This window comes from Virgibacillus sp. SK37, assembly GCF_000725285.1.
In the GTDB taxonomy this organism is placed as follows: Bacteria; Bacillota; Bacilli; order Bacillales; family Amphibacillaceae; genus Virgibacillus_Q.
On sequence record NZ_CP007161.1, the window covers coordinates 3453535 to 3477897 of the forward strand.

Consider the following 24363-nt stretch of genomic DNA (forward strand, 5'->3'; position numbering starts at 1 on the left):
TGTATATGATGCACGTCCCGTTAACAGTTGGTGCAATGATGGAACATGCGGAAACATTTTTTCCTAAGAAGCAGGTTATTTCGCAAACACATGATCAGTTACATCACTTAACTTACAAAGATGTTGGACAGCGAACCAGGCGTCTTATGTCCGTATTGAAAGAACTCGGAGCGAACAAGGGAGACCGTATAGGGACACTTGCCTGGAATCATCATCGTCATTTGGAGATTTATTTTGCTGCTCCGGGCATTGGTTCGGTCTTACACACCATTAATATCCGTTTAGCTCCAGAACATATTATTTATATTATAAATCACGCTGAGGATAAAATATTATTTGTAGATGAAGACATCCTCCCATTGATTGAGAAAATTAAAGATCACTTAACTACTGTTGAAGCTTACGTTGTCATGACAGATAAAGCTGAACTTCCCGATTCATCCATCCACCCTTTATACTCCTATGAAGAACTCTTACAAACTGGAGATCCAAGTTATCCATTTAACACTGACATTGATGAAAATGAAATTGCCGGCATGTGCTACACATCCGCCACGACTGGCAAACCTAAAGGAGTAACCTACTCACATCGAGGCATCGTGCTGCATAGCTACGCACTTGGCTTAGCTGATTCTGCAGCTATTTCAGAGTCGGATGTTTCCATGCCTGTTGTTCCTCAATTCCATGTAAATGCTTGGGGTACTCCTTTTGCTTGTACATGGTTTGGTTCAACACAGGTCCTGCCTGGCCCAAGGTTTACCCCCCAGCGACTGGCTGAATTCATTGATAAGTTTAAAGTTACCATAACAGCAGGTGTACCTACCATATGGTTAGCTCTATATCGCGAGTTGGAGAAAGGCATTTACGATACGTCAAGTCTCCGTGCTGTTCTATGTGGTGGCTCAGCAGCTCCACTTGGGTTAATAAAAGCATTTGAAGAAAAACTCAATATCCCGTTCTTTCATGCTTATGGAGCAACTGAAACAACCCCATTGGTTACTTTATCTCGATTAAAGAGTTACCAGCAGAATTTATCCAATGAAGAAAAGTTAAAAGAACGTTCCAGACAAGGAATTCTAGTGCCAGGTCTCCAAATGAAGGTGCTTGGGAATAGTGGTGAAATTTCTTGGGACGACCAAGAAATGGGGGAATTACTAGTCCGTGGTAATTGGATAGCAAATGAATATTACAAAGATGAACGAAGTGAACAAGCATTTGTTGATGGATGGTTTCATACAGGAGATGTAGTTACGGTTGACGAAGAAGGTACGATAAAAATTGTAGATCGGACTAAAGATTTAATTAAAAGTGGAGGGGAGTGGATTTCCTCCGTTGATCTTGAAAACGCTATAATGGCACATGAGGCTGTCTTTGAAGCAAGTGTCGTTGCAGTTCCTGACGCAGAATGGCAGGAGCGGCCAATTGCCTGTGTTGTTCTTAATGAAGGCTATAAAAAAGATGGAATGAAAGAAGCTATTATGAATTATCTGCGCCCACAATTCGCTAAATTTTGGCTGCCGGACAACGTACTATTTTTCGATGAAATTCCTAAGACGTCAGTAGGGAAGTTTTTAAAACGGGAATTACGTGAGCAAGTTAAGGAGCAGTTGGGGTTAAAAAATTAATAGATTGTTGTGTTGAGAACCAAGTAAATATCTGCCTTAGATAAGATTAGTGAGCTACAGAGATTTTTTCACCACCGACAAAGTTAATCAGCAGTAGCAATTATACTCCCATTATAGATGGGAATAGTTAGTATACAGAATTTAATCTGCTATAATCAAAAACCCTTGTTCTACAATAGAACAAGGGCCTTGTTTATTCTTATTTATTTGCTTCTTTTTTATATTGTTCAAATTCCTTAGAAGTACAGCGCACCCAATGTCGTGGCCGAACCTCCCTAAATTCCGGCTGCTCACTTGTGTCGTGAACGGTAGGATCATAAGCCACACGTCTGCGTGAACGTTCATAATTTGGATCTGGTAAAGGGATAGCAGATAATAATGATTTGGTATATGGATGAATTGGATTATGATACAATTCATCTGCATCTGCCAGCTCTACCATATTACCAAAATACATAACACCAATACGATCACTAATATACTTCACCATGGAAAGATCATGCGCAATAAACAAATAAGTTAATCCGCGCTCTTTCTGAAGCTGTTTAAGCAAATTAACTACCTGTGCCTGAATAGATACATCAAGAGCAGATATCGGTTCATCCGCAATAATGAAGTCTGGCTCGACAGCAAGTGCTCTTGCAATACCTATACGCTGTCTTTGTCCACCACTAAACTCATGAGGGAAGCGTGTTGCATGCTCTTTATTCAGACCAACAACTTCTAATAATTCCTCTACACGGGCTTTACGTTCCTTATCATTTTTCGCCAGATTATGAACGTCAATACCTTCAGCTATAATATCCATTACAGTCATACGAGGGTTTAAAGAAGAAGAAGGATCCTGGAAAATCATTTGCATCTTACGGTTAAATTTCAGCAATTCATTCTTTGATTTCTTCCCGTGTACATCTTCGCCTTTAAACTTCACTTCACCTTCTGTCGCTTCATATAAACGAATGATGGTTCTTCCAGTTGTCGACTTCCCACAACCGGATTCCCCAACTAATCCAAACGTTTCACCTTTGAAGATATCAAAGGTTACTCCGTCTACTGCAGTAATTGTTCTATGTCTTCCAGCTTTAAAGTGTTTTTTTAGGTTTTTAACTTCAAGTAACTTTTCTTGTGACATTATTTCTCACCATCCTTCGAACCTGTATTAGAGAAGCCTTGCATTCTGCGTTGCACAGATTCAGGTGGCTCGATTTTTGGAGCATCTTCATGCAATAGCCATGTAGCTGCATAATGTGTATCAGATACTTTAAACATTGGCGGCTCCATTACTGTATCAATCTCCAAAGCAAATTCATTCCTTGGTGCAAATGCATCTCCCTTTAGTGGATTTAATAAGTCTGGCGGGCTGCCTGGAATAGCAAATAATTCTTCTTCATCACTATCCAATGTTGGCATAGAGCCAAGTAAACCCCAAGTATAAGGATGTTTGGCATTATAAAAGATATCATCTGTTGTGCCAATTTCGACAATTTTACCTGCGTACATAACAGCAACTCGGTCAGCAACGTTTGCTACCACACCTAAATCATGGGTAATGAAGATAATCGCACTATCTGTTTCCTTTTGAATATCTTTCATCAGTTCTAAAATTTGTGCCTGAATGGTCACATCCAAAGCTGTTGTAGGTTCATCTGCAATTAGAATTTTTGGATTACATGCCAGCGCAATTGCTACTACAACACGCTGACGCATCCCACCCGAGAATTGGTGTGGATATTGATTTAATCTAGTTTCAGGATGTGGAATTCCTACTAGTTCCAGCAATTCCACAGCCTTTTTTCTAGCATTAGTACGATTCATATTCTGATGCTTAATTAAACCTTCCATGATTTGGTTACCAATTTTCATGGTAGGATTTAGGGAAGACATCGGGTCTTGAAAAACCATCGATATATCTTTACCCCTGATTTTTTGCATATCTCTAGTAGATTTTTTTACTATATCTTCACCTTCAAAAAGGATTTCTCCTGATTTCACATAGCCATGTGGTTTAGGAAGAAGCTGCATTAGAGCCATGGATGTTACAGACTTACCTGAGCCTGATTCTCCAACGATTGCTAACGTCTCTCCTTTATTTAAATCAAAGGTTACACCTCGAACAGCTTGTACTTCACCGTTGTAGGTGTTAAATGAAACCTTCAAATCTTTAACTTCCAATAATTTACTCATTTAAAAACACCTACCTTATTATTTATGCATTTTCGGATCAAATGCATCTCTTAAACCGTCCCCGATAAGGTTGAACGTAATCATAATGACTGAAATTAATACTGCAGGAAATACCAACAAGTAAGGGTATAATCGTAAGTTCTCAAATCCAGTGTTAATTAGTGTACCTAGTGATGCTTCTGGTGGCACTAACCCAAGTCCGATAAAGCTTAGAAAAGCTTCGAAGAAAATGGCACTAGGAATAGTGAACATGGTATTAATAATAATTATACCACTAATATTCGGAACTAAATGACGACTAATTATCTTACCATTGGAGGTTCCCAAGGTTCGTGCCGCAAGAACAAATTCCTGACTTTTCAGCTTCAATATTTCTCCTCGGACAATACGGGCCATTCCAATCCACCCAGTAATGGTCAGAGCGATAATAATAGAGAGAATACCTGGTTGTAGCACTAAGATCATTAATAGTATAACTACCAGGTTCGGTATTCCGACAAGTACTTCCAAAATTCGCTGCATGACGTTATCAACTCGTCCACCATAGAAGGCGGAAACTCCACCATATGCAACACCGATTACTAAATCAATTGCCGCTGCAACTAGAGCGATAATTAATGATACTCTTGTACCTAACCACAATCTTGTCCACTGGTCACGTCCCAGTGTGTCTGTTCCTAGCCAAAAATATTGATCATTCATATCTTTTGCTTCATAAATATGATACGTAGCTTGTACTTCAGCAGACTTCGCACTCCCGTCTCCCTTATCAAGCTCTTTTATATCAATAAAATCTGCATCATTACCATACCTGGCTACTGCGTTTTTCGTAGCTTCTTCTATGTCTTTACCTTTAAATTCATCTGTTAATGTACCATCAAAGCCTAGCCAAGAAATCTTTTCAAGTACTGGCACATGTGGTGGCATTTTCGCACGGGATAAATCTTGATCATCCAGTCCGTAGTCATTCATCCCCGGTCCTACAATACTCATAATAGAAATTATTATAAGTATGAATACACAGAGCATTGCTAATTTATTTTTAAAGAAGGTTCTCCTTGCATCCTGCATAAAGGTTCTGCTTGGACGGGAGATTTTATCACTTGTATCTTCTTTTCTTTCCAAAGGAACAAGAAGATCCTTTGGAACATTATTATTATTTTTATTTTCGTTATCCATTTAGCTCTCCCCTCCTGTAAGTCTGATTCTAGGGTCAATTAATACATATAGGAGGTCGATTACTAAAATTATTAGAACAAACAAGAAAGCAAATAAAAGTGTTGTTCCCATAATTGTTGGGTAATCATTAACCATAACTGATGTAACAAACTGCTCTCCAATTCCAGGAACAGCAAAGATTTTCTCGATAACTAGTGTACCAGTCATTAGACTAACAGCCATCGGGCCCATTACTGTTACTAGTGGGATTAAAGCATTACGGAGGCCGTGTTTAAAGATAATTCCATATTCGCTAACACCTTTTGCTCTAGCAGTTGTAATAAAATTGGAACCCATAACTTCGATCATTTCTGTACGTGTAAAACGTGCAGCAGTTGCCATTGGGAAAATCATTAATGCAACGGTTGGCAGTATGGTATGTTCAAACGTCCCCCATAATGCGACAGGGAACAATTCCCATTCAACTGCGAGGTAGCGCTGCAGTAATCCTGCAAACACAAAGGATGGAATAGAAGTACCTAACACAGCAAGTATTGTGGAGGTATAGTCCAGTGCCCCATTATGTGATATTGCGGCGATGAGTCCCAGGAGAATTCCTAAAAATGTTCCAATTAACAGTGCCTGTGCCCCTAACTGGGCGGACGGACCGATGCGATCCATTAATATTTTGGTTACAGGTGTATTGTCAAATGTAAATGAAATTCCTAAATCCCCTTTTACGAGACCACCAATATATCTGACATATTGTACGGGTACCGGGTCATTGAGGCCATATTTCTCTAATACAATTTCTCTTTGTTCTTCACTTAATTTATCTTCAGCTTTTAACGGGCTACCTGGCAGCATCTTCATCAGAAAGAATGATACGGTAGCAATAATGAACAATGTTACAGCCATATAAAGAATACGGCGTAGTATGTAACGAAACATTTCTGCACCTCCTGAATTTATGTCGAATCTTGTTGTAATTTATAAAATGTTCAATATTGTAAGACTTTTTAATTGCAGTGGAAAAGAGAGTATATGCCAAAGGGTCATACACTCTCTTCTCTGAAAGTAAAAGCATATTTTTTATTTAAAAATGTAATTATTTACTAACACTAGCCCACTTGTACTCGTAGTCCGGACCGAATGGGTTAACGATAATTCCTTCAACACCTTGTCTCAACAACTGTGCAGAAGCTTTTTGGTAAACTGGAGCAATTGCTGCATCTTCAAATAGAACCTTTTCAGCTTCTAAGAAGTTTTGATATCTTGCTGGGTTATCAGTAGCAAGTGTTGTTTGTGCCTCTTCCAAAAGCTTATCGTATTCTTTATTGGAATAACCCATTTTGTTGTTTCCACCATCTGTAATCCATAGATTTAAGAAAGTGTATGGATCTAAGAAGTCAGGACCCCAACCGGAGAATTGAATATCATAATCCATGTTTGTATCTAAATCCAAGCGTTGCTCAAATGGAACCTGCTTTAAAGTAACTTTTAATCCATCAAGGTTAGTTTGAAGCTGGTTTGCTAGGTATTCGTTCATTTGCTTAGCAGTTTCACTGTCACCAGCAAGGAATTCAAGTTCAACAGAATCAGTTCCTAGCTCTTCTAAACCTTTTTTCCAATATTCTTTTGCCTTTTCAAGATCATATGTTACTAAGTCTCCACTTACTTCGCGGAAATCTTCTCCAGATTCAGGCATTGGAGTAAAGTTTGCTGGTACTAAACCATTAGCTACTAGAGATCCGTTATTAAGAATCTGATCAACTAATGCCTGTTTATCAAATGCGCGGCTAATAGCTGCACGGATGTTTGTATTTGCTAAAGCTTCGTTTCTAGTTTGATTCATTTTCAAATAGAAAACAGAAGTTTGCGGGTTTACAATATAGTCTTCATGGGTAGAATATTGATCAACAAGGTCAGAAGATAGACCTGCACGGTCAACTGTACCTGCTTCATAAAGATCTACCGCTGTTTGTGGATCTTTAACTACTTCATATGTGATTTTATCTAGAGAAACAGTTTCTGCATCCCAGTAATCTTCGTTCTTTGTAAGATTCCAAGAGCTTGAAGTGCTTTCCCAATCAGATAAAATAAATGGACCATTTGATAATAATGTATCTGTGCTAGTTGCATATTTATCGCCTTGTTCTTCAACAAACTTTTGGTTTAACGGTAAGAACGTTCCGAAAGTTGTTAATGACTCAAAGTATGGAGTTGGGTTTTCAAGTTCTACTACTAATGTATAGTCACCATCTGCTTTAACACCAAGTTCTTCAACTGGCTTATCGCCACTGTTAACAGCAGTTGCATTCTTAATAACTCCACCCATCATGTATGGTCCATATTCTGAACCAGTGTCAGGGTTTACAGCACGTTGCCATGCATAAACAAAGTCATGTGCAGTTACAGGGTCACCATTTGACCATTTTGCATCTTCACGTAAAGTAAATGTCCATGTTTTACCATCTTCACTTACTTTGTGATCATTTGCAATACCTTCAACCGGCTTACCATCTTCACCTAATCGGTAAAGACCTTCCATTGTAGCACCTAAAAATTCAAATGCATATTGGTCTGTTGCCATGGAAGCATCCATTGTTGGAATTGTATCTCCATTAAGAAGATTTAAGACTTGCTCTCCTGAAGCTTCTTCTCCTTCTGATGCAGAATCTTCAGTTTTTTCTTTGTTACCACTGTCTTCTGTGCCTTCTGAAGCGTCGTCTCCTCCGCCACAAGCCACTAAGAACACACTAAGCAGTAAACCTAGTGCCAAAAGTAATGACCATTTCAACTTCATAGTCAAAAGAACCCCCTTATTTTCTATTTTCTGATATTTTCGTAGATGAATTCTACTACAAGAAGTATACAATTATTTTTACAGTTTTGTAAAGTCTTTTTTTAAAATAGTGAAAAAACTATTACTATTTATTAAATTAATAAAGTCATGAAAACCCTTGATTGACAACGCTTTCATGAATAAGTGTTCACTACAAATTATTACAAAATTATTTCCAATTAAATCTATTTTCTATGATATAATGAGTAACAAATTACTATAAAAGGTGGAAATATATGCAACTCTTCATGAACAAATGGTTCTGTTTCTTAGTAAATATTTTAGTAGTGACGCTTATCTTTTTTCTATTCACTCCTAAATATGATCTGGAGAACTATATAAACACATGGTTTTATGTTTTTCTCCTTTCACTTGTAGCAATTCTATTTCTATTTATTAAAAAGGGTGGCTTTTTTGACGGTCTGACCTTCTCTTTTAGAAGATTTGGTAGTATGATGTCAAAAAAGAAGAAAGACTATATGGGAGAATGGAAAGACAAACCTGCGCCATCTCAAACTATAAATACTACTTTTTACCGCAATCTCCGATTCCTAGTGTGGATGCAAATTGTTATTCTACTATTGCTAATGGCACTCTACTACACAATATAATTCAGTTTTTAAAAGAGCACAATGAGTCGAAAAGCCCATTATGCTCTCTTTTATATTAGTGAATTTATTATTTGCTTTACCGATTCTTCCTTTTTTATTTCACCTACACCTTGTCCAGCCCATAAGGATTGAAGATCCGCCAATGAAAATACTTTTGCTGTAGCTCGTATATCTTTAGTCATCTCATTTTGCAAAGGAAATGGCAATGAGTTAAGCTTACTTTGTTCTAAATCATCAATAAAACGGTTCTTCACTGCTCGAGCTGGGCGACCGGAAAATGCTCTTGTTATTTGAGTATCCTCTGCTTCTGCCTGGATTAACGCATGACGATAAGCCGCATTTGTACCGGCTTCTCTAGCTATTAAAAATTTTGTGCCAAGCTGGACAGCACTTACCCCCATTGCTAGCAATCCTTTTATTTGCTCTCTTGTATGTATACCTCCTGCAGCTATAATAGGAAGTTGCAAATTTCCTTTAAATCTTTCCACTAAAGCTATTAAACCAAGATCAGCATTATCATTGAATCTATTTAAATCAAAGGTACTACGGTGCCCGCCTGCTTCATAACCTTGTGCCACAACTGCATCATAACCTGCTTCTTCCAACAGTTTTGCCTCATATACATTCGTTGCCATTCCTATCAGTTTCACCTGATTAGCTTTTAATCTTTCAATTAATGAGGCTGTTAACACGCCAAAAGCTGTACTGACAATTGGAATGTTTTCATCGAGTATTACTTGAATTTTTTCATGTAGATGATCTCTTACTTTAATCTCTCTGCTTCCTTCGTTAATAGAAAGTTCTTGCCTGTATTTATTAAGGAATTGTTGCATTTCAGCGACTTCGTTGGAATATGTTTCAAGATTTATGGCGAACACATTTACTGCAAATGGCTTAGAAGTTAGCATTTTCACTTGTTTGATTTCTTCTTTCAGCTTAGGTGCGCTCATATAACCGGCACCTATTGTACCAAGGCATCCATTCGTTGCTACGGCTGCTACTAATTCCGGTGTAGTAATTCCTCCGGCCATCCCTGCTTGAATGATAGGATGTGCAATGTTCATTTCTTTACAAAAATCCAACTCACTCACCTCACTAATCTAGAATTGTTTTACGGTCCTAATACAGATACTAAGATACAACATTATCTCGTACATTCATAGTTGGAAATAATTGCTAACTAGAGTATATCTAATTTTAAGGAAGTGGATGAACCCATTGATTTCCGCTTTAGTGGGACGCTTTCCACCGGCATGGCTTCAGCCGCTTCCTTCGCTACGCTACGTCCAGGGTCTTCAGCTCATGCTATTCCGGTAGGAGTCGCCCCCTTCCGCTCCAATCAATTTGTATCTGCTTTGTACCATAAATAGCGGGTTATTATCTAACCGCTTACCAGTGAAGGAAAAACACGAAGACTCCTCGGAAAGAAAAAACACCTTTCCTTCGTGCGATGCATAATTCGCTGAAGCCTTCCTTGTCCTGTGGGAAAAGCTACAGGGCTTTTTGATGGGGCGAGTAATCGCAAAAGGTCTTCGGTGGGACGAGGTAACGCAGTCCCAGCCCCAGCTGAAGATCCCGCAGGACCCGTAAAGCTTCTATGAGAAACATCGCACGCAGAAAAAGTGGTTTTCTTTTTCAAGGAAGTGGTTTTCTTCCGAGGAAGCTGAAGCGTTGCCCACGGAAAGCGAAGTGTATTTTCCGAAACGGCCGTTTACAGTACTATCAAGTTACTTTGCAGTATATCTATTTTGCGAATCACTAGATAGCCCCCAACCTCTATTTTAGAACCGGTTTTATATAGAATATCATATCTATAAAAAAAGAGGATGCATTTAACGAATACATCCTCCTAAATTAAATTCTGCTTATGACTTATTACTGAATAAATATTCCATCATCGAATCAAATAGAGCAACATCATCAGTTACCAGAAATACTGGCAATAACATAATTGCCATTACTACAGCAAAATTAGCTACGAAAAACTTTGCCACCCCTCTTGCAACTGTTCTCATCTTCCCATCTCCCTTAAGTGTTTACTTGTAATTTATACGAATGTGGCTTGGTTAAGAACAAAATATGGTTCGCATTATAAATTTTCTTCTTTTATAAAAGTCACGGATATTATTTTCCCTTTTTTCCGTTTATGAAAACATAAAGAACCAGCCTGGGCAGGCTGGTTCTTTCATTAAATATTCAATAGTTCTTTAACATCATCTTCACTGAGACTGGATAGCATAGACTCTCCAGGCTGAATAACCTGGTCAATGAGCTCTCGTTTCTTTTGTTGTAAATCATAAATTTTTTCTTCGATGGTACCTTCAGCAATCAACCGAATGACCTGGACAACATTTTTCTGACCAAATCGATGAGCACGGCCTGTTGCCTGGTCCTCCACCGCCGGATTCCACCAAAGATCATACAAAATAACCGTATCTGCCCCAGTTAAGTTGAGGCCTGTGCCACCGGCTTTCAAGGAAATAAGAAAAACATCGTTTTCTCCATTGTTAAATCGTTCGCTCATTTCCACTCGTTCTTGTGATGGTGTCTGCCCGTGTAAGTAAAAGTAACCTATTCCTTCGTTCTCAAGTTTCGCACTAATGATTTCATGCATACTTGTAAACTGGGAGAAGATCAGCATGCGTTTTCCACTTTCCCTTGCAGTACGTATCGTCTCCATCAATTGCTCAAGCTTACCCGATTTCCCCTGATAATTTTCGATAAACAAGGAAGGATGACAGCATAGTTGGCGCAAGCGTGTTAATCCAGCAAGTATCTTCATCCGGTTTTTTTGAAAACCACTTTCCTGCATCGATTGGGCAGCTTCCTGTTGAAGTTGGCGATGATACCCAATATACAAATCCTTCTGTTCTTTGGTTAGTTCGGATACATGAACAGTTTCAATCTTATCCGGTAATTCCTTCAGTACATCTTTTTTGAGACGTCGAAGAATAAATGGTTTTGTAATCTTTGCTATTCTTTCATGAGACAATTGTTTGAATTTGCGATGATTTGGCATCAGCCCTGGCAATATAACCTGGAAAATAGCCCATAGCTCATCAATCGAGTTTTCTATTGGTGTGCCACTTAACGCAAATTTTCTTCCTGCTTTTATTTCACGTATTGCCCTTGATGTTTTCGTTGCGTAGTTCTTAATATATTGTGCCTCATCTAAGATGAGTGTCTGAAAGGTCAATTCCCGGTAATATTCAATATCCTGTCTGAGAGTAGCGTAAGAGGTAATCCAAACATCTGCTGCATCAATCGTGCCGGTAATTTTTTCTCTTCGCTCCTGAGGATTCCCTGTTAAGATAGCTACTTTCATCTCCGGTGAAAACTTTTCGCATTCATTCTTCCAATTATAAATAACGGAAGATGGTGCCACAATCAAGTGTGGATGCTCACTAGGCTCTGAAGCAATGTAGGCGATGCTCTGTAAGGTTTTTCCCAAGCCCATATCATCTGCCAATATGCCCCCTAGATGATAATGGCTAAGGGATTTAAACCATTGATACCCCGTTTGCTGGTAATTCCGCAACGTAGCCTGTAAGTTAGCTGGTAATGGGTATACTTGTTCTTCTGGTGATTTCAGTTGATGAAGCAGCTTGCGAAATGATGGATCATAATTTTTATTCGTTTCAATCATTTCATCTACCTGCGTACCACGATAGACCGGTACATGAATACTGCCATCTTGAAGATCATCTTTATTAATCTCCATATCACTAAAGAGCTGCTTCATGGAAGTAAAGTCTTCCCCTTCCAAGGAAAGCAGTGCGCCATTTTGCAGACGGTAATACCGCTTTTTTTCAATAACGGCATCAATAATTTTGTTTATCTCTGAGTCGTCTACACCTGCTATGTCAAAGCCAATTTCCAGTAAATTAGATGATGTTTCCAAATTTACTCTTGTACTGGGTACTGGGTCTGTTTCCATAATATAATTCCGTATATCTGAAGTCAGAAACAGTTCCACTTGGTCATCTAAAAGTGGAAGAACATGATACAAAAAGTCGTATATTTCTTCCTCTTCTTCTGCTGCCAAATACAGTTCTTTTCCGTTATATTTAAAATTTGCGTATTCAATAAGACGCATGATTTGTTGTTCTTTCTCTGTATCTCGAATAATAATAACATCGTGCTGCTCTCTGCCACTAAACGGATCTATTAATTGATCTCCATAGTGATATTCCAGCTTACCAATAATCCAATCACTTTTTACTTCGAGATACATTTTGGCGCGTAGGGGAACTTGAATGATTTCTTCTCTTACATTATTATCTATCGCTACATCCCCAATTTTCTTCAAAGAGGGAAGCACTTCTGATAAAAACGTGTCTGCTTGTTGTTTGGAGATCGGCAGTTCGAGATTATCCATTCCAAATTGACTAATTTGCTCAAGCACCGGGACCTGTTCTTTAGCAGGGCTATAAAATACACCTTTATGAAAAAATAATTCATATGCCGGAAGATAGGCCCCGTCGGATAGTTCATCCATTATTAAGGTTAAATCCTCTTTGTCATTTTTAGAAATAGAAAAATGAAAAGGTAGACTATCTTTTTCTAATTGCACATGGGTAAAGGACGTCCGTTCTGTGACGACGGTAAAATTCCGTTCAATCAATTTTTCCAAGAGATCTTCTGCAATTAAAGGAGGAAGGGTAATATACCTTCGATCATTTGCTGTCTTTTGATAATACATGTAAGAGTGGTCATTATAAATGGACTCATTTTTTAAAACAGCATGCAGCTTTTCAAAAATTTCTCTATCCTGAGGAAGAAAATGATGCGTATCAGGAAAATAGGTAAATGTTTTTGTGAAAAAGTGTTCGATATTATTTAAAACATGCTTAAGAAATTCATACGCATCCTTTACTACGTAACAGCGCTTCTCCCCAGTTTTTATTTCAATGGACAAGCTTTTGTCATAAGACAGGTGACAATAATACTCCACCTTCATTTCCTTCTTCTCCGGAAGAATCTCATTTTCAGCTGTTGGTTGTTGAATATCACTAAAAGCCCGGATAAATCGGTTGGTCATATTATAATCATAATCTGCAAAGGCTGGAGGTTTATTAGCGCTTCTATTGGCAATCGCTATTAATGTTGCAGCAACATGCTTACAGGAACCAAATGTTTCAAATGCCGGGCAATCACAATATGCTTCAATCGAACCATTGGAGAAATCCTTCATATTCAATTCTACAAAATAATCCTCAGAACCAATTACAGTCGCTGTCCATACACTATAGTTAATATCATATAAAAGGTCAGTAACCTTGTTATTCTTAAAGTAATCAAGTCCTCTTTTATAAATGACGGAAGGGAATAAACTTTGGATGTTGATATTACCGATACTTTTCAAAACGTTAGCAACCTACTTTCTAAGTCTTGTGTTCCTTCTATTGTATACGATCACAGCATGTTTTTAAACAAAACTGTTAATACCTTATAGATGATTACGGATGCCAGACTTTAGAATCAAATATACATAAAATAACATGGCAATTAAAACGGAACCAGCTGCTGTCACATAAATCGCTCCATAACCGGATAGTGAAGCAAGCTGGCCAAATGTCATTGCACCGATGCCTACCCCCAAGTCAAAAAATGAAAAAAAGGTAGCGTTAGCCATTCCTTTTCGATTGTTCGGAGATTTATCTACTGCCCATGCCTGTAATGCAGGTTGGACACTTCCAAACCCAAGCCCATAAATGGCTGCAGCAACTAACATTACCATCATATTTGGCAACCAGGATAACAATAGCATTGCAATAAAAATACAGATCGCACCTGGAAGGAATACATATAGATGTCCTTTATTATCATAAATCTTGCCAGCAAAGGTTCGTGAAATCATTAGAAAGGCTGCGTATACAAGGAAATACAGCTCGATACCATCTATATGCTCTTGAGCAGCATATAACGGCAAGAAAGAAGCAATTCCCCCAAATGTTACTGTAATAAAAAACAAGAGGATGGACGGCTGAATTGCGCTTTTTTCAAAAATATCAAATTTAATCGTAACAGCTTTATCCGGTGATTCTTCCACTTTTTTATAGTGAATTGTCATGGAAAGTAAAAATGCTACTAACCCCAGTCCTGCACAGATTAAGAACAGACTGGTAAACGAAATTACTCCAACAAGGGTCAAGCCAAGAGCAGGGCCAAATGCAAGAGCTAAATTACCGGACAAGCCAAAATATCCAAGGCCTTCCCCTCTTCGTTTCATTGGAATAATATCTGTAGCTATGGTGCTTGTTGCTGTAGTTGACAATCCCCAACCCGCACCTTGAACAATCCTCATAACCACCAGTAGTCCAATGCCTACAATGAAAGCATAGGAGCCAACAGAAATTACGAATACAGCTAAACCTATCATATAAACGAATTTCCTGCCTTTTGACTCCAGTGCATGTCCGGCATAGGGACGAAATAGTAAAGCGGAAAAGGTAAAAATACCAATAATAATACCTATCATCTGATCACTGCCGCCTAATTCCTTTATAAATAGAGGTAGTGTTGGCAATGTCATTTGAAAACCTAAAAATATAAAAAAGTTTGCCAGACAAACCAGAACAAAATCTTTTGTCCATATCTTGTCTGTCGCTCTATGATTTACTGCTTGTGAACTCATGTATATTTTCTTCCTTTCTTCGTTACTCGAAATATATTATACATGAGTGGGCTTAGAATAGAAATGGAACGACATTACCATTTTTTATAAGAAGGCGCTTACGCTTTTGTTCCTTTATAGTCTTTTAACGGAAATAGCGCTTCTCATATTTTTTAATGCTTTATTTCCCAGGTCTTTTCTTGCAATCATTATATTTGTATATAGTGCGTCCACAATACTTAACTGAGCAATTCTGGATGATAATGCTTCTGAACGAAAATCTGTCTCCTCTGCCACAGTATATAATGCAATATCTGCTTCTTTGGTTAAGGGAGATTTAGCAAAATTGGTTATACTAATAATTTTTACCTCTTTATCCTTCAGCACCTGCAATACATCTAAAATATCTTTCGTTGAACCTGAATGGGAGATGAGAATAGCTACATCTTTCTTTGTTAGCTGAGAAGCAGCCATCAACTGCATGTGCGCATCCAAGGTTGAGTTTACATTTAATCCACTGCGAATAAACTTATGATAGGCATCCAGAGCTACAACTGCAGATCCTCCACTTCCAAAGAAGAAAATACGATCAGCCTTTAAAATGGTTTCGACAACTTTCTCCATTATATGCGAATCCATAATGTGCAATGTATCCTCCAAAGTTTTTACATTTGACCGGAATACTTTTTCGGTTACCATCCCCACACTGTCACCATTACTTATCTTTTCATGAATATCTTTCATCGGTGTTACAATTTCAGCTGCAAGTGCAATTTTCAGAGCTTGATACCCCTTGAAGCCAACCCGTTGACAAAACCGAAACACAGTAGATTCAGCAACATTTAATTCGTCTGCGACCTGATTAATCGTGTGGTGAATAATTTTTTGTGGATCCTGCAAAATATAATCAGCGATCTTTTTTTCCTTTTCACTAAACTTCCCATAATTACTTCGTATTCCTGCTAATCCATACTTATTTGGTTCCATAATGAAATTCCTCTCTATTTTATTCCATACAAACATTATAAACGAAAAAATTTTTTATGAAAACGCTTGATCAAGGAAAAATATTTGATATAATGAATGCGAAAAAGAAAAAAATTTCATCATTAGAGGTGACAAAATGAATATCGGATTAATTGGTCTCGGGAAAATGGGTAGAAATTTGGCTTTTAATCTAATGGACCATAATCATCACGTAGTTGGTTATGATGCAAATCGCTCCATTGGCGAAAATATAGCACATGAAAACTTCTCACTTGCAGATTCGTTGAAAGAACTTACGAACCAATTAGCTACTCCAAGAGTAATTTGGTTAATGGTTCCTGCAGGAAATATAACTGAAAAAGTAATTCAAGAAGTTTCTCCTCATCTGGACAAGGGCGATTCCATTATAGACGGTGGAAATTCAAATTATAAAGACACCTTAAACAGAAATAAAATTCTTTCTGAACAAGGTATTTATTTCTTCGACTGCGGTACAAGCGGTGGTATGGAAGGTGCGCGGAATGGCGCATGTACCATGATTGGAGGAAATGCAGAAAAGTTTACTCAAATCGAGCAACTATTCAGTGATATTTCCGTGGAAAACGGGTACTTATATACAGGAGAAACTGGAAGTGGGCATTTCTTAAAGATGGTGCACAACGGTATGGAGTATGGCATGATGCAATCCATTGCAGAGGGCTTTGAGATTCTCGATAAAAGTGAATTCAATTATGATTACGAGAAAGTGGCTAAGGTTTTTAACCACGGCTCCGTTATTCGCTCATGGCTAATGGAATTAGTAGAAAATGCTTTCTCAAAAGATGCTAATCTTGAACAGATCCGCGGAATTATGCATTCATCAGGAGAAGGTAAGTGGACAGTAGAATCAGCAATTGATCTGCAAGTGGCTGCTCCAGTAATTGCCCTATCTCTTATGATGCGCTATCGTTCCTTAGAAAACGATACATTTTCCGGCAAAGTAGTTGCTGCACTTCGGAATGAGTTTGGTGGGCATGAAACCGTAAAAAAATGAAACTGAGAGGAAACTGACTTATGAGGTTTCCTCCTCATCCCTGTGTTTTCGCAACAATTGTAAGCGGTTAAACAAACTCGCTTCATTGCATTAATATTGTGCAGTCACTTGGTGGCTTTGCAAAAGTTATTTTCATATAAAAAAAGATTAATAGAAAGAGGAGGAAGTAAAAATGGGTGATATTTCATTAATTATGATCGCGCTAGCTGGTATTTTTCTTTTATTATTTTTAGTTATCCGCACAAAGCTACACGCCTTTGTTGCATTATTGCTTGTAAGTTTAATTGTCGGGGTGGCAGCAGGCATGCCACTTTCAGGTGTTATTGATTCAATGGAAAGCGGCATGGGAGGAACGCTCGGCTTCGTAGCAGTTGTCGTTGGGCTTGGCGCCATGTTTGGTAAAATGCTTGAAGTCTCCGGGGGAGCTGAACGGTTAGCACAAACAATGATTGCTAAGTTCGGGGAAGACAAAGCGCAATGGGCTTTAGGAGTTACTGGCTTCCTAGTAGCTATTCCTGTTTTCTTTGATGTTGGCTTTATTATTCTAGTGCCGATTGTTTATGGATTGGCTAAGAAGACAGGAAAGTCATTACTTTATTATGGTATTCCGTTGCTAGCTGGTCTTGCAGTAACACATAGCTATATTCCGCCAACTCCAGGGCCCATTGCGGTCGCTGATTTAATTGGGGCTGATCTTGGTTGGGTAATTCTTTTTGGTGCAATCGCTGGGCTTCCTGCAATGATCATAGCCGGCCCGATTTTTGGTAAGTATATCGCTAATAAAATTCACGTGGATATTCCGGATTATATGCAAATAGAAGAAACAGAGCATCAACAGGAACTACCAAGCTTTGCTATGATTGCTTCTTTAATTTTCATTCCATTAGTATTAATTCTTGCTAATACGTTGACTGGCGTTATATTAGAAGAAGGCAATGCAATTAGAAGCTTCTTTACTTTTCTGGGGCATCCCTTTGTTGCATTAACAATTGCAACATTATTGACCTTTTACTTCTTGGGTGTAAAACGAGGGTATAAGAAACAGGATGTTCAAGACATTGCAACAAAAGCATTAGAACCTGCAGGAATTATTATTCTAGTTACAGGCGCAGGTGGAGTTTTTAAGCAAGTATTAATTGATTCTGGAGTTGGAGATGTTTTAGGTGAAATGATGGTAAGCTCTGCACTACCACCTGTATTGCTCGCATTTTTAATCTCTACCGTCGTTCGTGTAGCTCAAGGATCTGCTACGGTTGCCATGGTTACTGCTGCAGGGTTAATATCACCTTTAATAGAAACAATGGGAATTACGGGACCATCCTTAGGCTTAATTGTTATTTCCATCGCTGCAGGTGCCACTATTTTCTCTCATGTTAACGACTCTGGTTTCTGGCTCGTGAACCGATATTTTGGTTTGGATGTGAAAGATACCCTTAAGTCATGGACCGTGATGGAAACATTAATTGCCCTTGTAGGGTTCGCAGTTGTATTTGTATTAAGTTTATTTATTGGATAAGCCGTGTAAGAAATCCTGCTCTTAACCCATGTAGGGCTATGCACATTACCTTTTGCTAAAAACTTATATGTAATACCTTATAAACAAACTACTGGAAAAAGAAGCATAACGTTTCTTTTTCCTTTTCCCATATAGGAGGTCCTTCATTATGAAGAACGAAAAATATTACCTTGGTGTAGATATTGGTACAACAAGTACAAAGGCAGTACTTTTTACAAAAACCGGCATCGTAATAACAAACCATACAATTAATTATCCTTTACACACACCGAACCCTTTAATAGCGGAACAGGATCCGGAGGAAATTTTCAATGCTGTGCTTGGCACAATACGTGAGACAATGAGGAAAAGTGAGATTTCATCAGAACAACTAACACTCATTTCCTTCAGTTCTGCTATGCATAGCCTAATTGCTGTAGATGAGCAACATAATTTACTGACAAACAGTATTACTTGGGCAGATACCCGTAGTGCAAATCATGCAAAGAAAATAAAAGAAGAAATGAACGGCCATGAGATCTATTTACGAACTGGGACACCAATCCATGCAATGTCTCCACTCGCCAAACTTGTCTGGTTGCAGGATGAAAAGAAAGATATTTTTGATCAGGCAGCCAAATTTATCTCCATTAAAGAATATGTTTTTTATAAATTGTTTGGAAGGTATATCATTGACCATTCCATCGCCTCTGCTACCGGTATGTTTAATTTGGAAAAAATGAGTTGGGATGAAGAAGCTTTACTTGTGGCAGGCATTTCATCAGAACAGTTATCAACACCGGTACCAACTACCGAGATCATTAAAGGAACAGATAAGAAGCTGTGTGAGTTTATGGGTATTTCCCCCGACACACCTTTTGTAATCGGGGCAAGTGATGGTGTTTTATCGAATTTAGGTGTAAATGCAATTGACCCTGGAGTAATTGCTGTAACAATTGGTACAAGCGGAGCTATTCGCACTGTGTCCAATACACCGAGAACAGATCCCAAGGGACGCATATTTTGTTATGCTTTAACAGAAAATCATTGGGTTATTGGTGGCCCGGTTAATAATGGCGGAATGGTATTACGTTGGTTGCGCGATGAATTTGCCGCAGCCGAGGTAGAGACAGCGAAGCGACTAAGCATAGATCCATACGATGTTTTAACAAAAATAGCAAGTGGGGTTAATCCTGGTTCTGACGGCCTGCTTTTCCACCCATACATGACCGGGGAACGAGCACCATTATGGAATGCGAATGCGAGAGCTTCCTTCTTTGGCCTAAGTATCCATCACCAGAAACAACATATGATACGGGCTGTTTTGGAAGGTATTATCTACAATTTATATACCGTGCTTTTAGCATTAGAAGAGTTAACCGGAGAACCTAAAAGAATTCAAGCAACTGGCGGTTTTGCACGATCCCAAATGTGGCGCCAGCTCATGGCCGATATTTTTGACAAACAAGTCGTCGTTCCAGAAAGCTATGAAAGCTCATGTCTTGGAGCAATTGTGCTTGGTATGTATGCATTAAATGAGATTGACGATTTCAGTATCGTATCAGAAATGGTTGGCAAGACGCATACACATGAACCAGTAGAAGAAACAACGAATATTTATCGTGAACTCTTACCCATTTATATACGCTTATCCCGTCTTTTTGAAGAAGAGTATGATAGTATTACAGAATTTCAACGAAAGCATATTAGTGCGGATAAGGCTTAGTAATTTAAGGTGAAAAGTAACAAGGCAGAGGCAAATTATTATAAGAATTGCCTCTGCCTCTTTATTTGACAGCCATTATCCCGAAGGAATCAAGCTATACACATGACAATGTCTGGAAGCATCCAATTTACAATTGTTGTATAAGCAGATATAAGCCAGAAAATAGCAATAATCCATATGTCAGCCAACGAAACTCATCCTGATCAATCCACCTAAATAAGATTTGGCCTACAATTAGTCCTAACAATACAATTGGTATCCCCCACATACTTGATACCCATACTTGTTGTGAGGTCCCAGAAACAATCAACTGAAGAGCCAAACTAACAAAGTAAATAAATAAGTAAAATGCTAACGTGGTAGCTCTTAACTTTTCTTTAGTAGTGTCAGTACCTGAAAAATACAAAAGTATCGGCGGACCTGGCATGCCAATACTTGTTGTAAATGCACCAGAAACCCCACCTATCCAAAAATCCTTCTTCCCTGTTTGCGTTATCCGGAATTTCATGATTAACAATACAGTAAGAATTAGAATACTACCACTTACAAAATACTTCAAAAATATCAAATTGATGCTAGTAAACAGGAAAATGCCTATAGGTAATCCACCGATACTTCCAATGATCAGACGTTTAAGTATGGTGGTATCTACGTGTTTTTTCACATTTCTAATTAATAGAATGGAGATGAGCAAAGAAAGAATCAAATTAATTTGAATGGCATCTCTGGGTGCAAAAATTAAAAGTAAAAAAGGTGTAGCCATAATAGAAAAACCAAATCCCGTGCTTGTTTGAAGGATAGAAGCTATAAAGATAATACATATAAACAAAGCTACTTCCATGAAGGTACACTCCGATCAAATAAGAATTCAGGAATTATTATACACCCTTTCCTTTTATTCCGCTCTACATATACTGAAATTTCATTTAGAGGCATCCCTCCATTTAGAAAGTTATTTCGTATTTTTCTAACTATTTCGTGAATATACTTATTCTTTCTGGTACAATAGTAAAAACTTTTTAAAATAGGAGGATTTATGGAACCACAAAAAGAAGTAAACCAAGATTATTCAGTAAAACAGCAGAATAAATGGCAGATGCCAGATACCTATGTCATCTTATTTTTTGTATTATTACTAGGATTTCTCGCTACATATGTTTTGCCATCCGGTTTGTTTGAGAGAGAAACAATTGATGGAGTGGAACGAGTTATTCCAAATACATATCACGGGACAGATACTGCTCCTTTGGGTTTTTTTGATTTTTTCTATGCTATCCAGATGGGGATGGTTGAGTCTGCTGATATCATCTTCTTAGTCTTATTCACAGGGGGAATGTTTGAGATAATTGAACGCTCTGGGGCTTTAAATGGCGCGATTCATAGGGCAGTACATATTACACGCGGCAACGAATTTTGGCTGATTGCTATCGTATCTGCCATTTTTGCATTAACAGGGGCTGTAGGAGCTGTGGCTAACGCAGTTATCGCTTTTGTTATGGTAGGAGTTATTATCGCCAGAACATTAAAACTAGATCCTATTGTTGCTGTAGCAATTACATTCGGTGCCAACTTTGCGGGCTTCAGTGTTGGTTTTATTAACCCTTACACTGTCGGAATTGCTCAGGACATAGCAGGTCTTCCTTTATTCTCAGGAATGGTACTACGCATCATCGTATTCCTCATAATACTGGCATCGCTAATCTGGTATACATGGCGTTATACAAAAAAACTTCTTAAAGATCCATCAAAAAGTTTTGCAGGAGCCTACGGTGATGATGAGGATGGTAATGAGCAAGAGTTAAATGCTCCGTTTACTACAAGGCATAAGCTCCTTCTTATATTTGTAGGATTAAGTTTGCTTTTCTTTGTCTATGGGTCTATTCAATTGAAATGGACGATTAATCATATGTCTGCTTTTTTTGTTTTTATCGCCATCGGAGCAGGCATTATTGCGGGGATGCACTATAATAAGCTTGCCGAAACCTTCCTATCTGGAACGAGAAAGTTAGTTTACGGTGCAATGGTAGTTGGGCTTGCCAGATCCGTTATTGTTGTACTGGAGAACGGACAAATTTTGGATACAATTGTTTATGGAATTGCTGTGCCCTTAGAACATTTCCCGCCTGCAGTAGCAGCTATCGGTATGTTTATCTCCAATGGGGTTCTAAACTTCCTTGTCAATTCAGGTAGTGGGCAGGCAATGATTGCGATGCCTATGCTAGCGCCTCTTGCGGATATGGTGGGAGTGACAAGACAAGTAGCTGTACAAGCATACCAATTTGGGGACGGTCTAACAAATTTAATTTTCCCTACATCAGGGATTTTGATGGCAAGCCTAGCTGTCGCTAATTTATCTTGGACCAAATGGTTGAAATGGATTATGCCATTATTTTTCATTTGGCTTGCTATTGCTGTTATTACCTTAGTTACGGGCGTTTTGATAAATTGGGGACCTTTCTAATTAAAAAAAGTCAAGTGCCTGAAGTAAAGAAGGCAGGCTAATTTTGTCCCTTTAGCATGGAACACTTTCCACTAGAATAGTTTTTCAGCAATAAATGAAGCCGGCCAAGTTAGCCGGCTTCGTTTATTTATTCACCTATCACACCACAAGCAATACGTTCACCTGCATCTCCGGAAGGCTGCGATTTATAATCATCGGCTCCTGAATGAATAACAAGTGCTGTCCCTCCCTCCTTAAATAAAGAGTTCGCTTCACCTTTTTTCAGTGTAACCATGTCTGCCAAACGTTCTGTCTGAACGGTCCCATCTTCTCCTACTTCAATATTTTTCATATCTCCTGCATGCGGCCCCTCAGGTACATCAAATCCGTGCTTGGCATCTGTCGGATTAAAATGCCCACCTGCAGATTTAAAATCAGGCGCTTCACAGGCCCCCTTTTCATGAATATGGAATCCATGCGTGCCTGCCGGAAGCTTTTCTCCTTCAAGGGCAACATGAACCCCTTCTTCATCTTCTGTCAACGTTGCTGTTGCTACTACATCTCCATCCTTATTTTTTAAAGAGACAAGTACATCCTCTTTATCTGTTGAGTCTGACTTATTCTGATCTGCCATCGTTTCCGACGATTCTTCATTCTCTTGGTTGTTATCTTTATTAGGCTTTTCTTCTTCGTTTCCACCACAGGCTGCTAGAACCATTATCAACAAAACTGAAAATACTAGTAAAAGTGAACGCTTCATTTTACGAACTCCCTTCCTGATTGTTACTAGTATCTTCCTCTATTTTAAAGAAAATTAAACCTTTTTTGAGCTAATTCGTTCTTTTTCCTTATACAATAAATAAATGAGTAGTAATTGAGGCGTAATTTGTCTATTTAGATTGTTGATTTTATTAGTAGTCATATACCTATTTACTTAGATAAAGTATGTTAATTTTTAACCCACATTAATCAAAAGAAAATGCACATGCGTGTAATGTAGTTTCTTAACACATGGAAATTCAAACAAACCGAACGTTTAAATAAATCGTCCGGTTTGTACTAAAGCATATATAAATTGTTATCCATCTTTTAAATTGGTTCCACCTTTACACTAGTGCTGCTTCCTTTTTATGTTTTTTATTAATTGGTTTATGGTCTTTTAAGAAAGGAATAATCCATCTGTCTAAACCATATTTACCAGCATTATACCCAGCTACGATCAAAAATACTGTAATTAAAACCATTTGGGCATTCGTGCTAACTGTACCACTGAATAAGAATGCAAAGTTCATAATTATGCCCATCAATGCTGCGAAATTAGTAAAGATCCCTAGAATAAGTGCAATTCCTACTAAAAACTCTCCCCACATTACGATAAAAGTAAATAATTCAGCATTTGGAATAGCTATAGCTTCTAAAAATGCGGCCCACCAGCCTTGAACTGCCGGGTGTTCGCCACTTGCACTTGCTACTGCGCCATGCAAGAAACCAGTCGCATCAAATTCTCCCCCAGTTATTTTACCGTATCCGGCTGTCAACCATTGGTAACCAATATAAACCCTTAGAAAAGTCAATATTCCCGCAGCTATCTTATTATTCCTAATAAAATCTACAAACATTTTATTCATCTCCTTTTCTATTAT

The 24363-nt window shown here is 38.3% G+C and carries 19 protein-coding genes; 6 read left to right on the forward strand and 13 right to left on the reverse strand.

Annotated features, from left to right (window positions below; genetic code table 11):
• The first annotated feature begins 5 nt into the window (after positions 1-5).
• Positions 6-1625 carry a long-chain fatty acid--CoA ligase gene (locus tag X953_RS16980; RefSeq protein WP_019377363.1) on the forward strand — a complete coding sequence of 540 codons (1620 nt, stop codon included), beginning with the start codon at positions 6-8 and terminating at the stop codon, positions 1623-1625.
• Between the two features lie 199 nt (positions 1626-1824).
• On the opposite strand, the gene X953_RS16985 is transcribed toward X953_RS16980, so the two are convergent.
• The 5 genes from X953_RS16985 to X953_RS17005 form a co-directional block, all read right to left on the reverse strand.
• On the reverse strand, positions 1825-2757 hold the full coding sequence (locus tag X953_RS16985; RefSeq protein ID WP_019377364.1) for an ABC transporter ATP-binding protein: 933 nt from the start codon (positions 2755-2757) through the stop codon (positions 1825-1827).
• The gene (locus X953_RS16990; protein WP_040956622.1) at positions 2757-3809 is read right to left on the reverse strand and encodes an ABC transporter ATP-binding protein; all 1053 of its coding nucleotides are present in this window, start codon (positions 3807-3809) and stop codon (positions 2757-2759) included. Before X953_RS16990 ends, X953_RS16985 begins: the two co-directional genes overlap by 1 nt.
• Positions 3810-3827: 18 nt before the next feature.
• Positions 3828-4988 (reverse strand): oligopeptide ABC transporter permease, encoded by a 1161-nt coding sequence (gene opp3C, locus X953_RS16995; protein WP_019377366.1) that lies wholly within the window; start codon positions 4986-4988, stop codon positions 3828-3830.
• Positions 4989-5918 carry an oligopeptide ABC transporter permease gene (opp3b, locus tag X953_RS17000; RefSeq protein WP_019377367.1) on the reverse strand — a complete coding sequence of 310 codons (930 nt, stop codon included), beginning with the start codon at positions 5916-5918 and terminating at the stop codon, positions 4989-4991. It abuts the gene before it with no gap.
• A gap of 157 nt (positions 5919-6075) precedes the next feature.
• The gene (locus X953_RS17005; RefSeq protein ID WP_040956623.1) at positions 6076-7773 is read right to left on the reverse strand and encodes a peptide ABC transporter substrate-binding protein; all 1698 of its coding nucleotides are present in this window, start codon (positions 7771-7773) and stop codon (positions 6076-6078) included.
• A gap of 275 nt (positions 7774-8048) precedes the next feature.
• Between X953_RS17005 and X953_RS17010 the strand changes: the two genes are divergently transcribed.
• Positions 8049-8423 carry a DUF3899 domain-containing protein gene (locus X953_RS17010; protein ID WP_040956624.1) on the forward strand — a complete coding sequence of 125 codons (375 nt, stop codon included), beginning with the start codon at positions 8049-8051 and terminating at the stop codon, positions 8421-8423.
• A gap of 50 nt (positions 8424-8473) precedes the next feature.
• On the opposite strand, the gene X953_RS17015 is transcribed toward X953_RS17010, so the two are convergent.
• The 5 genes from X953_RS17015 to X953_RS17030 all read right to left on the reverse strand — a co-directional run bounded on the left by X953_RS17015 (position 8474) and on the right by X953_RS17030 (position 16026).
• Positions 8474-9505, reverse strand: a complete 1032-nt coding sequence (locus X953_RS17015; RefSeq protein WP_040956625.1) for a nitronate monooxygenase family protein — start codon at positions 9503-9505, stop codon at positions 8474-8476.
• A gap of 783 nt (positions 9506-10288) precedes the next feature.
• Positions 10289-10438, reverse strand: coding sequence for a hypothetical protein (locus X953_RS19905; RefSeq protein ID WP_156036061.1), 150 nt, complete (start codon positions 10436-10438; stop codon positions 10289-10291).
• 173 nt (positions 10439-10611) lie between these two features.
• A complete protein-coding gene (locus X953_RS17020) occupies positions 10612-13788 on the reverse strand; it encodes a DEAD/DEAH box helicase (protein WP_040956626.1) in 3177 nt (1058 codons plus the stop codon).
• Between the two features lie 84 nt (positions 13789-13872).
• Complete coding sequence (locus tag X953_RS17025; RefSeq protein WP_040956627.1) at positions 13873-15060, reverse strand: MFS transporter; 1188 nt, start codon at positions 15058-15060, stop codon at positions 13873-13875.
• A gap of 114 nt (positions 15061-15174) precedes the next feature.
• Positions 15175-16026 (reverse strand): MurR/RpiR family transcriptional regulator, encoded by an 852-nt coding sequence (locus X953_RS17030; RefSeq protein ID WP_040956628.1) that lies wholly within the window; start codon positions 16024-16026, stop codon positions 15175-15177.
• A 136-nt stretch (positions 16027-16162) separates the two neighbouring features.
• Here X953_RS17030 and gnd point away from each other — a divergent pair, with 136 nt between their 5' ends.
• The 3 genes from gnd (at position 16163) to gntK (ending at position 20280) form a co-directional block, all read left to right on the forward strand.
• Positions 16163-17059, forward strand: a complete 897-nt coding sequence (gnd, locus tag X953_RS17035) for a phosphogluconate dehydrogenase (NAD(+)-dependent, decarboxylating) (protein WP_040956629.1) — start codon at positions 16163-16165, stop codon at positions 17057-17059.
• Positions 17060-17231: 172 nt separating this feature from the next.
• Complete coding sequence (locus X953_RS17040; RefSeq protein ID WP_019379309.1) at positions 17232-18575, forward strand: GntP family permease; 1344 nt, start codon at positions 17232-17234, stop codon at positions 18573-18575.
• A 148-nt stretch (positions 18576-18723) separates the two neighbouring features.
• Positions 18724-20280, forward strand: a complete 1557-nt coding sequence (gntK, locus tag X953_RS17045; protein ID WP_040956630.1) for a gluconokinase — start codon at positions 18724-18726, stop codon at positions 20278-20280.
• A 127-nt stretch (positions 20281-20407) separates the two neighbouring features.
• Here gntK and X953_RS17050 read toward each other — a convergent pair whose 3' ends face one another.
• The gene (locus X953_RS17050) at positions 20408-21121 is read right to left on the reverse strand and encodes a sulfite exporter TauE/SafE family protein (RefSeq protein WP_040956631.1); all 714 of its coding nucleotides are present in this window, start codon (positions 21119-21121) and stop codon (positions 20408-20410) included.
• Between the two features lie 195 nt (positions 21122-21316).
• Between X953_RS17050 and X953_RS17055 the strand changes: the two genes are divergently transcribed.
• Positions 21317-22741, forward strand: coding sequence for a YfcC family protein (locus tag X953_RS17055; protein ID WP_040956632.1), 1425 nt, complete (start codon positions 21317-21319; stop codon positions 22739-22741).
• A 127-nt stretch (positions 22742-22868) separates the two neighbouring features.
• Here X953_RS17055 and X953_RS17060 read toward each other — a convergent pair whose 3' ends face one another.
• Positions 22869-23480, reverse strand: coding sequence for a superoxide dismutase family protein (locus tag X953_RS17060; protein WP_019379305.1), 612 nt, complete (start codon positions 23478-23480; stop codon positions 22869-22871).
• Positions 23481-23826: 346 nt separating this feature from the next.
• On the reverse strand, positions 23827-24339 hold the full coding sequence (locus tag X953_RS17065) for a DoxX family protein (protein ID WP_019379304.1): 513 nt from the start codon (positions 24337-24339) through the stop codon (positions 23827-23829).
• Positions 24340-24363 lie beyond the last annotated feature (24 nt).

What these genes read in the sequence shown, in the direction of transcription:
- X953_RS17030 (WP_040956628.1), bottom strand. Translation starts at nt 16,026, where the DNA reads ATGGAACCAAATAAGTATGGATTAGCAGGAATACGAAGTAATTATGGG.
- opp3C (WP_019377366.1), bottom strand. Translation starts at nt 4,988, where the DNA reads ATGGATAACGAAAATAAAAATAATAATAATGTTCCAAAGGATCTTCTT.
- X953_RS16980 (WP_019377363.1), top strand. Translation starts at nt 6, where the DNA reads ATGATGCACGTCCCGTTAACAGTTGGTGCAATGATGGAACATGCGGAA.
- X953_RS17025 (WP_040956627.1), bottom strand. Translation starts at nt 15,060, where the DNA reads ATGAGTTCACAAGCAGTAAATCATAGAGCGACAGACAAGATATGGACA.
- X953_RS16985 (WP_019377364.1), bottom strand. Translation starts at nt 2,757, where the DNA reads ATGTCACAAGAAAAGTTACTTGAAGTTAAAAACCTAAAAAAACACTTT.
- X953_RS17005 (WP_040956623.1), bottom strand. Translation starts at nt 7,773, where the DNA reads ATGAAGTTGAAATGGTCATTACTTTTGGCACTAGGTTTACTGCTTAGT.
- X953_RS16990 (WP_040956622.1), bottom strand. Translation starts at nt 3,809, where the DNA reads ATGAGTAAATTATTGGAAGTTAAAGATTTGAAGGTTTCATTTAACACC.
- X953_RS17065 (WP_019379304.1), bottom strand. Translation starts at nt 24,339, where the DNA reads ATGTTTGTAGATTTTATTAGGAATAATAAGATAGCTGCGGGAATATTG.
- X953_RS17040 (WP_019379309.1), top strand. Translation starts at nt 17,232, where the DNA reads ATGGGTGATATTTCATTAATTATGATCGCGCTAGCTGGTATTTTTCTT.
- gntK (WP_040956630.1), top strand. Translation starts at nt 18,724, where the DNA reads ATGAAGAACGAAAAATATTACCTTGGTGTAGATATTGGTACAACAAGT.
- X953_RS17010 (WP_040956624.1), top strand. Translation starts at nt 8,049, where the DNA reads ATGCAACTCTTCATGAACAAATGGTTCTGTTTCTTAGTAAATATTTTA.
- X953_RS17050 (WP_040956631.1), bottom strand. Translation starts at nt 21,121, where the DNA reads ATGGAAGTAGCTTTGTTTATATGTATTATCTTTATAGCTTCTATCCTT.
- opp3b (WP_019377367.1), bottom strand. Translation starts at nt 5,918, where the DNA reads ATGTTTCGTTACATACTACGCCGTATTCTTTATATGGCTGTAACATTG.
- gnd (WP_040956629.1), top strand. Translation starts at nt 16,163, where the DNA reads ATGAATATCGGATTAATTGGTCTCGGGAAAATGGGTAGAAATTTGGCT.
- X953_RS19905 (WP_156036061.1), bottom strand. Translation starts at nt 10,438, where the DNA reads ATGAGAACAGTTGCAAGAGGGGTGGCAAAGTTTTTCGTAGCTAATTTT.
- X953_RS17055 (WP_040956632.1), top strand. Translation starts at nt 21,317, where the DNA reads ATGGAACCACAAAAAGAAGTAAACCAAGATTATTCAGTAAAACAGCAG.
- X953_RS17060 (WP_019379305.1), bottom strand. Translation starts at nt 23,480, where the DNA reads ATGAAGCGTTCACTTTTACTAGTATTTTCAGTTTTGTTGATAATGGTT.